Below are 13,919 nucleotides of genomic sequence, written 5' to 3' on the forward strand. Positions count from 1 at the left end.
CTAGTCTTTTTAATAAATTATAAAAATTGAAGTTGCTACTTTCGCATCTTGTATCATATTTTTTGTAAAAACAAAGCAGATTAAATACGTCGGTTGAAGTAGCTGACGAAGATGGACGTATCATTGAAAAAAGGAAAAGTATGAAAAATAAAGTAATTACTACGGAAGTCGTATTTGTTCTGTTTCTTTTTGTCCTTATTTTAGCGTGGCCCAATCTCGGAATGTGCTCCAACGTTTATACTATAGGGGACGCAAGCTACGATATCTCACTTGCTAAAGAAAAAGCTCCTGTGAAGCTCGGGCCACTTCCTGTTGGCAGTGTTCCTTCTATTTTTCCAGAATCGTTTTTAGAAGCAGACGGAAGCTATGGGGGCGGAGTTGTGTACAAGACCATCCCAGGTGCAAAAAAAGGCTTAAAAGAATTGCTTAAAAAGGGAATTCTTCCAGCAGAGCTAAATTGGCATATTTATGAGTTGAACGCAGTGTGGGAAACGGATGTTTATGAGTTAAAACAAGGGGATTATCGTTTAAGCAAGCCATGCTCGGTAAGAAAGCGTGTACAGTAAAAGTATTCCCCCATCTATTCTGTTGGTGAACAGCAATACTTATTCTTGACTGGTAAGTCTCCTAGTGGTCATGGTATTTCAGCGTGTTAATTGAAGATATCTACTTTCACGAACATTCAGGTGTTCAGCCAACGTTCAGCCGCACTAAAAAAGGGTTTACAGCGAATCGCTGCAAACCCTTGATTTCTCTGGTCGGGATGACGAGATTTGAACTCACGACCCCTTGAACCCCATGAAAGGTAGTTTTGTTGTAACTGGTTGTTTTTAGTTGACTGTTGTTTTTGGTGGTGAACATTTTTTGGCTAAAATTTGCCGTTCTGTGCTGCGAATGGTTCACCGCTACCCTTACAGTACTATGACTATTGGCTTAGGCAGTTGTCTGCGTAGGTGCTTAGTCAACAGGGAGAGCATCTCCATGTGTTTTCACAGTACTGAATATGTCGAAAAATTGCAAGGTGTTGTGGTCGGCAGGGCGTGAGAAAGCATTTTAACATATGATGCTGACCTAACTATGTCGGTTATGGCAGTGTATTTTGTGTAAAATATAATAAATTTTAGATGTTATCTTGGTATGTTGTTAGTGCTGTATGAAATTTAACGACATGCGTGGGTGACATATGAGTTTAAAGGAATACCGTGTTTATGTTATAGGTTTCTTTGTTTTTTTAATGGCTTTAGTTCAGGTTTGCTGTTTTGAAGTGATTGCATTTGCTAGCTTTGTGTCATTTCCTTCGAGCGAGTTTGCTCCTAATGCGGTGAATCGAGATGGCTCTGTTATTGTTGGGCGACGTTCTTCTAAAGCCTATATACGAAGACAAGATGGGAGCTATGTTTTTTTAGGTGAGTTGTCTTCTGGAGGTTCGTCAACAGCGCGTGGGGTAAGTGGAGATGGAACAATAGTGGTAGGGGATGCTTATTCGGGAAGTAGTAATGAGGCATTTAGGTGGACTGCAACCTTAGGAATGGTTGGATTAGGATATTTATCTGGCGGGACCAGTTCTTCGGCATATAATATTAGTGATGATGGAAAGGTTGTAGTAGGTAGTTCAACTAACTCTTCAAGTTATGAAGAAGCTTTTAGATGGACCGCCGCATCGGGAATGGTTGGTCTTGGGGAATTGCCAGGTGGTTTTAATTTTTCACGCGCACTAGCAGTTAATGCTGATGGTTCTGTTGTTGTTGGGGAGAGCTTATCCGATGCTGGTTTTGAAGCTTTTAGGTGGACTTCCTCAAGTGGTATGGTCGGGCTAGGTGACCTTCCTACGGGATCTTTTGAGTCTAAAGCAACAGATGTTAGCGCAGATGGTTCAGTGGTTGTTGGTACAGGGAAGACTGATGACGGAAACCAAGCATTTCGGTGGACACAGTCAGAGGGTATGGTTGGTTTGGGAACATTAGCGGGAGGAAAAACATCAGGAGCTTCAGCAATAAGTGGAAATGGTGCGATTATAGTTGGAGTATCAGAAGTAGCATCTGGTACTGAGGTGTTTCGTTGGTCAGTGAGTAGAGGGATGGAATCGTTGAATAGTCTTTTAAAAAAGGAAGGCGTTCAATTAGATGGCTTTAATTTGTATCAGGTTAGCGATATTTCAGAAGATGGTACTGTTATTGTTGGGTTAGGTCTGGATCCGGATGGTAAAGTTATTTCATGGATTGCGAAATATGATGACGGGTTTGCAGGACTTACAACCTTTGAAGATGTTAATAGATCGTTAGAGGACCTTTCAACACTTACTCCACGAATTTCAGGGATGTCACTCTTAACCCTTCGTTCTTTGCTTGAATCTCAACGTTACTCAGAAGATTCTTTGACAAGTTTTTGGGGGTTAGGAACTTTTGGGTCAGATTATGAGTTTTCCGGAGATGATATCAATGGGTATGGCGCAGTGGGGATGACTCATTTTTGGCGCTCTGGTTGGAGTTTTGGGGGAGGTGTTTTTGTCGGTAATACAACTGTAGAGTCATCTTTTGGTGGGCGACAGAACTCGACATTAGTAGGTCCTGGTCTTTTTGTTGGCTACATGCCTGAACCTACGGGACTTCAGATAAAACTTGGTGCTATGTATAACTATGTCGATTTGTCATTAGATCGAGCATACAGCAATGGTACTGGAACAACTACATCCGAAGGTGACACTGATGGCTATGTCTTAGGTGGAGTCGCTCATATTGCATGGTTGTTTGCATTACAGAACACGTTTATCGTTCAACCGTTCTTGCAATATGAAGTCCAAGAGATCAAAATTAATAACTATGAAGAGGACACAGGTCCACTCCCTGCGAAGTATGATTCACGGGATTTTGTTACAAACAAAACTCGGTTAGGTCTTGAAACAGGGTGTTTAGTAAAAGAAGATCTTACCGTATCAATTTGGGGTGCGTGGAACCATCGTTATGAAGATGAGGGACCAAGTATGAAGGGTGAATTGATAGGTGTAACTTCCTTTGACTATGGAAAAGGACAAATAGACCAGGACTGGGGAGATGCTGGGGTTAAATTAAGTTGGCTTCCAGAGGAAGGTGTTGAACTGACTGCAACGGTTGGGTTTGCGTTTGATAATCAGTACTACGCAGCTCCAGACCAATATATTCAGTTAGGGTTTAGCGTAGATTTTTAGATGTCCTAAAAGACCTGCTGTTGTACAGTAGGTCTTTTTTATTGCTGTTCGCGTAGTTGTTATAAGTACATTTCGCAGTTGGTTGTGGATAATGTACTTGCTATCAACCCGTTAAGGTTCTTTACTAGGTAGGTTAACCTTTATGCTAAGGACGAAAGCGATGGAATGCGAATTTTATGAAAATGTATTAACTGCTCTTTCTGATGGTCTATATGTTGTAGATAAAAAACGTAAAATACTATTTTGGAGTGGAGCAGCGGAAGAAATAACAGGATATAGTTTTTCTGAAGTTCTAGGTAAGCGATGTGCAGATAATCTTCTTTGTCATGTTGATGCGGAAGGTCGAGAACTGTGTACTAAAGGTTGTCCTCTTAGAGCTACAATTCGTGATGGGAGTGTTGCAACAACAGACGTTTTTTTACATCACAAACAAGGTCATCGTGTTCCTGTAACTGTCACGGCATCTCCTTTGAAGGATAAGAAAGGGGATATCGTTGGTGCTGTTGAGACTTTTTCCTTAGTTAATACTAAGAACATTTTTTATTCCGAATTTGAAAAATTACGAAACAATGCACTTATTGATAAGTTAACAAAGGTCGGTAATAGACGCTTTGGTGAAATTACACTTGAAAATATTTCAAATAAGTCAAAAAAAACGTCATATGGAATCTTGTTTGTAGATATTGATCGTTTTAAATATGTGAACGACGTATGGGGACATTCTGTAGGGGATAGTGTACTTCAAATGGTTGCCAACTCTATTACATCAGGATTGCGAGATGTTGATACTGTATGTCGTTGGGGAGGAGAAGAATTTTTAGTTATTGTTCCATCAACAACAGTTCAGGAGTTAACTACGATAGCAGAACGGTTACGTATGTTGGTAGAAAAAAGTTGGTTAGACCATGAGGGACATCTTATTGAAGTGACAACATCGATTGGTGGGGGAGTTGTTCGAGAAGGTGAACAGGTTGATTCTGTTGTGCATCGCGCTGACACGCAAATGTACTTCTGTAAAAATAACGGGCGAAATATGGTAAGTATCGAAGGTTAAAATTTTTGGAAAATTACAGTGGGGGAGGTGGTAAGTGCTTTATATGGTGTGGGACATGGGATGAGTCGAGAAGAGGTGTGGAAGGAGAGTGGCGTAATCTAGAATTATGTCGGCGTAGACAAAGATTTTTTAGCTCTCCTTCCATTTTAAGGGTGCCATGTCGATCGCGACGAATTATTTTTATAAGCAGCTGGACATTGAGTCAAGATGTTAACTGTTTGTAATGATGTAAGTAATTGCTTATTTGTAAAGCTGCTAATGATGAAGCCCGACTCGCATAAGAGCGGGTTTTTTCTTGTTAAAAACCTTGAGTTGGTAAGAATAAGGAAGAAACTCACAGTTTTTTTAGAAAGTTGCGGTATTAATCTTGACAGCAGGTTCTGACTAATATTAGCGGAGATTCCAGTATCGATCATAAAAACGGAGTGCATGGTTATGACTGCATACCTAAAAAGATTTTATTTTTGTCCAGACCGGTGAGTTTGGAAGAGGCAAATTTGAGTTGACCATAATTCATAGTGAATTGGTGCAGCTCGTGTCTCGTCATAGGTGAGTTAGCTTATGTGAAGCTACTCATCGAGATTTAAAATTTTTTAGGAGTTGTTGATATGAGTACTTCGGTTCGAACGTATTCCCCATCTCTTACTTCCGATCAGGAAGTTAATGCCATTCTAGGTATCTTAGTTTTCGATATGTTGGTCAAGATCCTTCGTTTATTCCCTTCAAAAGATGTTCTTCGCATCGATAACAACCATATGTATGAGCGGTTGGGTGCAAACTGCTATTTAACAGCAGACATTTCTAAGTTGATGAAAGAAAATGCATCAAAGCAGTATAAGTATGGCAATCGGGTATACGTAGAGGATAGTCTTAGTATAAACCTCTACCACACGGATAACCGCTTAAATTCGCTGCTTTCAGGTGGTGGGGAAGTGTATGTCATTAAGGATGAAGCAAATAGATTAGTTTGGTTTAAGAACGAAGCGCAAGAGCTATCCTTTCCTATTGCTGGTCGCACCTCCGAGACCGAACCATTCAGTTTAAATATCGCAGAATCGAGTTATTTTACAGCGTCTCAGAAGATAACGGCAAAAGATTTTAGAGACCTTAATAAGTTGGTCCATAAGGAAGATTTCGTTCTGCTGGAAGTCGTCGGAGATCGTATTCAAGGTCTACGTATGGAAGATGGACGTCGTTATTCGTTGGATGATGTCCCAGACTCCATAGAGCAAGCAACACCTGACATGTTGTTGAAGAGTTATCACTTCTTACCGATTGTCGGTAAGGACTATGATGTACGTTTAGCTAATGTCGATGGGGCGTATGTGTTGCACTCGCAGATATGTTTTACGCCTTTAGTTGATATAGATGTGTATGAATACGTTCGCCCCGTTCAGTTATAGGAGACCAGTATGAATCGTTTGTCTTTTGATTCTTTCCCTACATGTTCTGTTTCCTGTCAGTCATCTCCGAACTGGTTCTTTTCTAATCTGTTGAAGCAAGGTCAGTTAGCGGTTGTAGATGCTGCACCCGGAGCAGGTATGTCATGGTTGTTAATGGAATTGGCTGGTGCTGCTGCAAGTGGGCGTCGATTCGCAGAACACTTTGATACAGATACCGCTGTTAAATCCGTGTATGTGAATGCGGGTATGGAACTGGAAGAAGTAACTTCCCGCTTTGCCAAGTTGATTGATACTCCTGACTTGAACCGAGTAAAAGTTCTCGTGACTAACGAGATTCTTAAGTTGCAGAAAGTTTTTTTCGACCTCAGTGAACCAGATTATCGGGATGTTTTGCTTGATGGTTTTGAAGCAGATAATGAGTACCGTCTGTTAGTGATTGATTCTTTGGAGTCATTATTCCCAAAGTATAAAGCAAACGCAGAAAGCATTAATAAGTGGTTTCTGTCATTGAAGCAGAAAGGAATTACCATTGTCGTTGGTAGCAATGGCGGTATGAAATTGCATAACGAACTGATTGACCTGAATTTGAAGTTATCCGATGTTGTACAGGGCGGTTCGTTGTTATTAAAGATTGATTTCAAGAAATCACGTAGCTTGCCTGCTGCAAAGCGTCGTACATTTTTCGCAGAACTGAAAGAGGGCGAAGATGGTTCTCTCAAGGTAGCATATGTTGATCGGAACGATGCTGCTGTAGAGAGAGTTGCGTTTTTGGCATCTGAGGGAATGACTCAGATCCAGATAGCACGTGAGTTGGGTATCGGACAAAGTACTGTTTCCAGACGTTTCAACAAAGCATTGCAAACTGGTCTTCTTGAACTTAAAAATCGCCATTATGTGTTGACTGAAAAAGGAAAAACACAGATAGAAGGTAAGGTTGAAGATTTGCTTGCCGATGAGTAACTTCAAAAAACGTTATTGTTGTGCATGATGAATAGTTCGTGGTGTTTTTGTAACTAAAACAGAGTGTTAATGTTCTTTTTGGTGAATAAAAAGTGAATATTTCTTGCATGCTGTGATTAGCATTATTCACTACATATTCAGATTGGTCGCAATAGCGATACGATTCATGTTGATGAAAAGAGGAGAGTGATCTCCTCTTTTTTTTTATGGGAAATGCAGAGTGCTTTTAGTAGTAAGGAAGGTAGGACTTCCTTTTTTTGTTTGGAAGCAAGATGGGGCGAATCAAGGTGCTGCGTCTCAGAAATGAGGAGGTGCTCTTATACCTAGAAAGCAATCTGCGATTGTTTAATATTTTCTCTTTTTAGAAACAAATAATGTTTGCAACGGAAACCTGTAGAGATTTTCGTCGGAAAGTATGCGGGTTTTGCAGATTGGTGAAGACTCTTGTTGAGTTCTTTTTCGTCGTAGTCAGTAGGGAAAGGTGTTGTTACCTTTCCTTTTTTATTAACCTTTTAACAGGAGTAGTGGAGTATGCATAATGTAACCATGTGTTCTCCTCCTAAGGAGCGATTTATCGAACACCTTGAGGAGCGTCTTTATTACGGAGTCGGAAAACAGCTCGATCGTTATGGTGATAAGGTAGAAGCACTGCAACGAGGTAACTATGTCCAATTATCTCGTCGCGAACATGCTTATCTAGGTGTTGATCTGGATTATCAAGGAGCGGCAACTCGTTGGGAAGAAGTGAATTTGCCGGAACCGACATTAATATTGATTAATCCAGAAACAGGTCATGCGAATGTCTTTTGGGAATTGAAAGTGCCAGTACTGAAAGCGTGTAGGATGAACAACAATAATGTTCGTGGAAAACCAGTGAAGTGGTTTAAAGCAATACAAAAGGGTTTTACAAAGGTGCTTGATGGTGATTTTGGCTACACCTCCGCAAGTATTAAGAACCCGTTTTCATCCAACTGGATAGTAATATGGCGTGATAAGCAGTACTCTCTTGAGGAACTAGCGGAGTATTCTCCTGAAGAATCTACATGTGGATATTTTATGCGTGATGAAGACGTAGACTTTGCTGGTAGAAATGATGAATTGTTTTATGTGATTAGAAAGAAAGCATACCAGTTGGTTTTCAAGCTAGATTCAGACCTGTTTGATGCGCGAGTTGAAGAAGAAGCGCATGCATATAATGAGCAGACTATTCCAGTAAATTGGCCTGATAGAGGTCCGTTGCCACGTTCCGAAGTGCAAGGTGTAGCACGTGGTATTATACGTTGGGTGCATCAGCATAAATATGACACTGGTTTTAAACAACGCGCAAAGAACCATGGTGTTATGAAGCTTCCGAAAATAGACAAGAGTTTGCCGGAAGACGTCAAAGAGATAGCAACAATGTGTCGTCAAGCACGTGGTGCTGCGTATACGCATCAAACGCGCAAAATGAACACGGAACAAAAAATTATTAATGCTATTGATTCACTGTGTTCAGAACAAATGCCAATTACTAAAAAAGCTATTTCTACTCTTTCAGGTGTTAGTGTTAGAAATCTAAACAACTATAAGTATCTATATAAAAGTTATATCAATTCTAATTAAATATAATAATAAAAGTATTAATATAAAATAGATTGGAATAATTGTTTTTAAAAAAGTAAAAAAGTTTTTTAGCCAAATATCTTGATGTACCATTTGGCCTTGAATCAGAAAAGAAATCTTTTGTACTATAAGATTTCTATTTTTCATTTCGTTAAAGAATAAGGAGAGCTTAATTGCTCTCCTTTTTTTATTGGAACCAGATGTAGTAACAAAAGGTTCATCATTGAAAACATATGGTAGCAAAGTAAAGTGTGTAAAAAATACCATATGTTATTCAACGGGATATGCTAAAAGGAGAATTAACAACACTTTTTGCATTATCCGTAGCGCACCTGCTTACTGCAATTTACCTTGAACGCTATTTTCTAAAGATAAGTTACAATAAAAGTTATTCCTATTGTAGTGGTAAGGGAGTCTATTCTTGGAGTTCTGTACGAGAAGTAATGTCATTTTGTGTAGAAACACCATGATACTGAACGATTTTAAAAGTAAATCCAGTTCCCAAAATAAAAAAGTCTCCCATATTTTCGATTTCCTGCCCGAAGTCGGGTTTTATGATGGATTCTGTTTAAAACCCTAAAATTTGCAGGAGGAGGGATATATGGGAGAAAAAATCCCATTCTAATCCCATGGGGGGAGTGTGTTTTTCGTCGTTTCTGTAAGAAATCCCCATCTTATATAGAAATATATATGGTAATAAAATTTCTATGATGGAGGAATGTTATGTCGAAGAAAACTGATGTTACAAATACTACAAGCAAGAATTTTGAAAGTAAATTTAACCCTAAGCGATTGAAAGAACTTATAGATTCTGGTGCAGATGCAGATGAAATTCAAGAAGAATTGGGAATTGTGTCGAAACAATCTTTAAGACAACACGTTTTGAGATTAATTAATGAGGAACAAAAGTTCATAGAGGTGAAAGGTCTCTATAGTGAACGTGCTCAACGACTCCCGATGATTAACTTCAAGGGTGAACTAAAAATTTCATCGAAAAATTTATCTGATGGAAATTTTTCACATGGAGATAAATTCAACCTTGAAGTCACGAGTGAACGTATTACATTAACTAAAATTAGTTCAAATAAAGAACCTGAAAAGAAAGATACAATAGAGTCTGCTAAAAAGTAGATTAAAAAAGCCGCTTCCATAATTGGTGCGGCTTTTAAATTTATTTGAATATAAGTAGATATAAATATTAGCATAACTTTCTTGTTTTAATAAAGTAATGCATTGCTTGCGGAGTAACATCAAGCATCTTTGCTATTGAAGACTTAGATACGTTTTTTTCGAGAAGAGACTGTATTTTTTCTATTTCGCTATCTAATTTACTGTGACGGCAATTACGTGGCTTCCCTAAAACTTTACCTGATTCTCTTGCACGTTGCACACCAACTTTTGTTCTTTCTGATAGTAAATCTCTCTCTAATTCCGACATTAATGCGAAGAGACCTATCTGAATCTTAGACGTCATGTTATTTTCTGAAGTTAGATGCATATTCTGTTTAATTGCAATGAAGTTAACACCTTTGTTAATAAGTTTATCAATTATATACACTACCTGTGAGAGTGATCTACCTATTCTTGAAATTTCTGATGTGATTAGTGTGTCACCTTTAGAAAGTGTTTCTAAAATATTCTCTATACCTCTATCATATAATGACTTGCGAGATGAAATTTTTAATTTAATCCAAGTGTCAATTTGAATTTTGTTGCGCTGACTATATCTGAGTATTTCGAATTCTTGAGTGTCCATGTCCTGTTTTGCAGTTGATACCCTGATATATGCAATAGTCTTATTCATTTTGTCCTCATTTTTTGCGGATTAAAAAGAAATCGTCAAAATTGAATATTTTTTCAAATAATTGTAAAAATAAGGCACGGATATTTTTTTAAATATGCATCAAGAAAAAACGTTCGTTTTTTTGTACAAAAGTACATTGAAAGAGTTCTGTAATGCATAAAATTAGCTCGTTAATATAGAAATTATACATACAAATAACATTAATGGAGGTTGTAATGCTTGGACGAGCTCTAAAACTACTAGGCCAGACTGTAACGGTAGCTACTTTGGTATCGGGAACACCTGCGTTAGCAGTAACATCACCAGTACTGATGTGGGCGGTGCGGTCAAAGGTTGTTGCATCTGCTGCTGCGGGTGCATCTGCGTATGCACTTGCAGTGTTGCGTAGGTAGGAAATTTGAAGAATCCGATCGGAAGGTCGGGTTTTTTGTTGACGACTGCTTTACGATTCGGCAAGTTAAAAAAGAGCTGGTCGTAATTTGTTTAATATAGCAAAGGATTCTGGCTGCTAACGAGCTTTGTCGCTAACTATGGATGTTGGGTGTCTTATAAACTGACTACTTAAGTATTATTTATACCTCATTGATGAGGTTGTTCTTTCGGGAACGCCGTGTATGAAACCCAACGCATACGCTCCTCATCGTCTATTTATCTGTATTATTTTGAGCGCATCTCTTGGTTGTATCAATTCTTGAAGGTGCTGATTAATTCTCCCGTCAGTCACGGTGGCTGATGTGGCTATTATTCTACTTTGATTGGAATATTTAGTCCTCAAGGATAATACAGTGAGTACTCCTTCCTCTACCTCTTCTTTTGTTACTGGTCCTTTCCTCAATGGTGTAGAAGCTGCAACATATTGCGGTTACTCCCACGATCGCTTTCGTCAACTCGCTGCTGAATACCAAATTCCGCTTTATGGTCCTCTTAAGGATCGTTTTTGTCAGATTGATCTCAACACGTGGATGCAATCCCCCAACTGCTTTAAATCCAAAGGTTCAATTAATTTCCAAAATGTTGAACCAATGGAGGGTGATATGAGTGTCCACCAACGTTCTAACGGTAGTTTTGAAGTGAAGTACCGTGATGAGCTGAATTGTCAGAAGTCTGAAAACTTTGGGAAAGGTTCTGACGCGGAAAGAAAAGCTCATGCATATGACATCTACATCAAAGAGATGAAGAAAAAGGGTGCAGTTCATCGCAGTGTAGAAAGTGATGGACAGGTGCGTTTTGACGATATTTTTAGACGTTATCTCGAAAAGAAGGCGGATGATTACATTAACAGCAACAAGTATGACGAGTTGGCTGATGACGGAGACTTCGTTGTTGACGTGAAAGCTGAATCGAATGGTTTGGTGCAGAAGAACTGTGTGGGTCAGAACGCATACTATCCTGAATGGCTTCAGTCGTTGGTGCATATTTATGAAAAGTACCTTAAGAAGCCGTTAAATGCGAAACCAGCTGCTGCATTGGATCGTACTTACCTCGTTAACTTGATTGCTAGAGAGTATAGAGCAAAGAAAAAACTCTCCGTGTCTTCTAAAAAACGTTACCTTTCGTATTTGAAGATTGTTTTCAACCACGGTGTGAAAATTGGTCTCATTGACCGTAATCCACTTGCAGATTGGTCAAAGGGTAAAGAAGCTGCTCGTCAGGCAACACTCACGGTTGAAGAGTTGAAACGCATTCAAGATCATGCTGCTCCGCATATTTCTTGGGCAATTGAGGTTGCATATAATTTGGGTGTTCGCACTGGTAAGTCTGAATTACTTGCTTTGAAGTGGGAGCACGTACTCTGGGATAGTTTAGAAATTCGTGTATACGCTCCTAAGACAGATACTTACCGTCTAGTACCTGTTGAACCTAGTTTTTTACAGAAACTCAAGGAGAAGTATCAAGAAGAACCTTCAGAGTATATCGTGGAGTATAGGAATAAGCCGATGAAGCGTATAACCAAAGGTTTCCGCAATGCGTGTATCCGTGCAGGTATTACTCGTAACGTGGTTCCATATGAAATTAGACACTTATCCGCTACTCGCATGCTTAATGAAGGTGCTGACCTTGCTTGTGTTAGTGAAGTGCTTGGCCATGCTACCACTGCACAGACACTTAAGAACTACTACCATGCTAATAAGGCAGGTATGCGTCGCGCAGTGTCGCTGCTTCCCTCATTGGGATAGTTTTTCCGACGTATAGAAAATGAAGAGCCAGTCCATCGTAAGGTGGACTGGTTTTTTTATGGCGCGTTGCATGGGGAGAGGGACTTTTTAGAGTCAGAGGAACTCCCTCTCCCCGTTAGGCAATATAGTAGGAAGATCGGACGGACATCCTACTTGTTGTGCTAGTTGACTGCCATTTTTGTAAGCGGGGGGAGGAGGAAGAATGTATTAGGATTCGGGACGTAGAGCAAACACACCCTTCCTCGCTCACTAGGACGTGTATCTGTTAAAGGTGCATGTAGGGTATGTGTATCATAAAAAAGTATTAATATCCATCGTGTTGCGAGGTGTGTATTGCAAAAAAGAAAGTGGGAAGATTTTGAAGAGCATGAAATCTTCCCACAATCACTAAGACAAGTTAATGGTTTATATCTGGTTGGAGTTCCTAACAGGCGTCTAGTATCTTCAAAATATGATATCGCTAATATGATTTTTTAAATGCGTTTTATGTGGAAAGAAGAGGACGGAGAGTCGAGTGTGTTTCAAATAAATCAGTCTTCACTTATCTTCTATTGAAAGCTCTGTTGTATCTCTTAAGGTTTGAAATGTGGGTAATTGTTTTTCGATATGTGAAGTTGATAGGAGGAGAGAGAGTGATGTGTGACGATTCCTTTTTCCTCCCCCCTCCTATCACATCCCTTCAAGAGATAGGTATGAAGTATGGTTTAGTGAGTTTTATGTGGTCTAAGATCCTATTTCAATGGAGCTTTGCCAGAGGAAAGAGACCAGGAGTGAAACGGGGTGTAAAACCCCTGGCTCTTTCTTCCGTTGCAGTACTTCATGGAGAAGTTATGTTTCTAACTATCTCATAAGATGGAGAAAAAAATTATGATAATTTTTATGTGGGGCATGTATTTGGGAAGGATGGGGGAGTGGTGAACCAAAAAAGTTCACCGGAAGGTTCACCATACAAAAAAAAAGGGAAGAATCTGACTAGATTCATCCCAAAAAAAGTAATTATTTCATAGTGTTTTTTCTGGTCGGGATGAGGTGAGTTGAACACCCGACATCTTGAACCCCATTCAAGTGCGCTACCAAGCTGCGCTACATCCCGATGTGAGGGATAAGGTATCGCGAGGATATGAGGGCGTCAATAATGTTCTGTGATTGCAGGGGGAATTCTAATCTGCGTTAGTCTGATACCGAAGTTTCTAGTTTGAAGGTAGCCTTGTTGAGGTCACGGGCAAATGTTTTGCCCGTGATCTTTTTTTATTGTTCGCATGGAGGCTGACAGGACATTTTGTTACGTGATGAACGTTTCAACAGCAGGCAGGCAGCAAGTAAGTTGAGGATAAGGCTTATGCCAAGCGCTATGCGCAGGGGCTGGGATGAAAGCCCTGTGGGGGCTTGAGCTTGCATAATACCTTCCTCGGTAACGTTGACTTGCATTTCAGCTTTATGTCCCATATCTGAAGCAGTGATGCGCCATGTTCCGGGAATACTTGGTACAAAGGCAAAATTGCCTTTTGCATCGGTTCGGCCGTTTTGAAACTCGGCATCCCCTTCTTTTGCTTCTGGCGAAAAGACAAACACTTCTGCATACGACATAGGGTCGCCCCCAGCGTAGCCGAACTGTACTACGGCTGTATTGCTTGAGATACTGTTGGCAGTTACACCGTGAGCAAAAGCAGATTTAGTAGCAAATGCGCATATGCCTATGATGGTGAGCGCAAATAAGAACAAAGATCTAGGCATG

At 39.8% G+C, this 13,919-nt stretch carries 11 protein-coding genes and 1 tRNA gene; 9 read left to right on the forward strand and 3 right to left on the reverse strand.

The features are described from left to right. Positions 1 to 140 precede the first annotated feature (140 nt). The 7 genes from BUR09_RS06970 to BUR09_RS07000 all read left to right on the forward strand — a co-directional run bounded on the left by BUR09_RS06970 (position 141) and on the right by BUR09_RS07000 (position 9,334). The gene (locus BUR09_RS06970; protein WP_074216223.1) at positions 141 to 566 is read left to right on the forward strand and encodes a DVU_2496 family lipoprotein; all 426 of its coding nucleotides are present in this window, start codon (positions 141 to 143) and stop codon (positions 564 to 566) included. 617 nt (positions 567 to 1,183) lie between these two features. Next, positions 1,184 to 3,184, forward strand: a complete 2,001-nt coding sequence (locus BUR09_RS06975; protein ID WP_074216224.1) for an autotransporter domain-containing protein — start codon at positions 1,184 to 1,186, stop codon at positions 3,182 to 3,184. 160 nt (positions 3,185 to 3,344) lie between these two features. Further along, positions 3,345 to 4,238, forward strand: a complete 894-nt coding sequence (locus tag BUR09_RS06980) for a sensor domain-containing diguanylate cyclase (RefSeq protein ID WP_074216225.1) — start codon at positions 3,345 to 3,347, stop codon at positions 4,236 to 4,238. A 608-nt stretch (positions 4,239 to 4,846) separates the two neighbouring features. Beyond that, entirely contained in the window at positions 4,847 to 5,641 is a 795-nt protein-coding gene (locus BUR09_RS06985; protein ID WP_074216226.1) for a hypothetical protein, read from the forward strand. A 9-nt stretch (positions 5,642 to 5,650) separates the two neighbouring features. Further along, entirely contained in the window at positions 5,651 to 6,601 is a 951-nt protein-coding gene (locus BUR09_RS06990; protein WP_074216227.1) for an AAA family ATPase, read from the forward strand. A gap of 531 nt (positions 6,602 to 7,132) precedes the next feature. Continuing rightward, positions 7,133 to 8,203, forward strand: a complete 1,071-nt coding sequence (locus BUR09_RS06995; protein ID WP_074216228.1) for a replication initiation protein — start codon at positions 7,133 to 7,135, stop codon at positions 8,201 to 8,203. 723 nt (positions 8,204 to 8,926) lie between these two features. After that, entirely contained in the window at positions 8,927 to 9,334 is a 408-nt protein-coding gene (locus BUR09_RS07000) for a hypothetical protein (RefSeq protein ID WP_074216229.1), read from the forward strand. A 67-nt stretch (positions 9,335 to 9,401) separates the two neighbouring features. On the opposite strand, the gene BUR09_RS07005 is transcribed toward BUR09_RS07000, so the two are convergent. After that, positions 9,402 to 10,007 carry a recombinase family protein gene (locus BUR09_RS07005; RefSeq protein WP_074216230.1) on the reverse strand — a complete coding sequence of 202 codons (606 nt, stop codon included), beginning with the start codon at positions 10,005 to 10,007 and terminating at the stop codon, positions 9,402 to 9,404. A gap of 215 nt (positions 10,008 to 10,222) precedes the next feature. Here BUR09_RS07005 and BUR09_RS16820 point away from each other — a divergent pair, with 215 nt between their 5' ends. Together BUR09_RS16820 and BUR09_RS07010 are read left to right on the forward strand one after the other, a co-directional pair. Further along, positions 10,223 to 10,399 carry a hypothetical protein gene (locus tag BUR09_RS16820; RefSeq protein WP_175565998.1) on the forward strand — a complete coding sequence of 59 codons (177 nt, stop codon included), beginning with the start codon at positions 10,223 to 10,225 and terminating at the stop codon, positions 10,397 to 10,399. Between the two features lie 393 nt (positions 10,400 to 10,792). After that, a complete protein-coding gene (locus tag BUR09_RS07010) occupies positions 10,793 to 12,184 on the forward strand; it encodes a tyrosine-type recombinase/integrase (RefSeq protein ID WP_074216231.1) in 1,392 nt (463 codons plus the stop codon). A 1,016-nt stretch (positions 12,185 to 13,200) separates the two neighbouring features. Here BUR09_RS07010 and BUR09_RS07020 read toward each other — a convergent pair. Then, positions 13,201 to 13,277: transfer RNA gene (locus BUR09_RS07020), tRNA-Pro, on the reverse strand. A 155-nt stretch (positions 13,278 to 13,432) separates the two neighbouring features. Continuing rightward, positions 13,433 to 13,918 (reverse strand): carboxypeptidase-like regulatory domain-containing protein, encoded by a 486-nt coding sequence (locus BUR09_RS07025; protein ID WP_074216233.1) that lies wholly within the window; start codon positions 13,916 to 13,918, stop codon positions 13,433 to 13,435. Position 13,919 lies beyond the last annotated feature (1 nt).

It is taken from the genome of Halodesulfovibrio marinisediminis DSM 17456 (assembly GCF_900129975.1).
GTDB classification, from domain to species: domain Bacteria; phylum Desulfobacterota; class Desulfovibrionia; order Desulfovibrionales; family Desulfovibrionaceae; genus Halodesulfovibrio; species Halodesulfovibrio marinisediminis.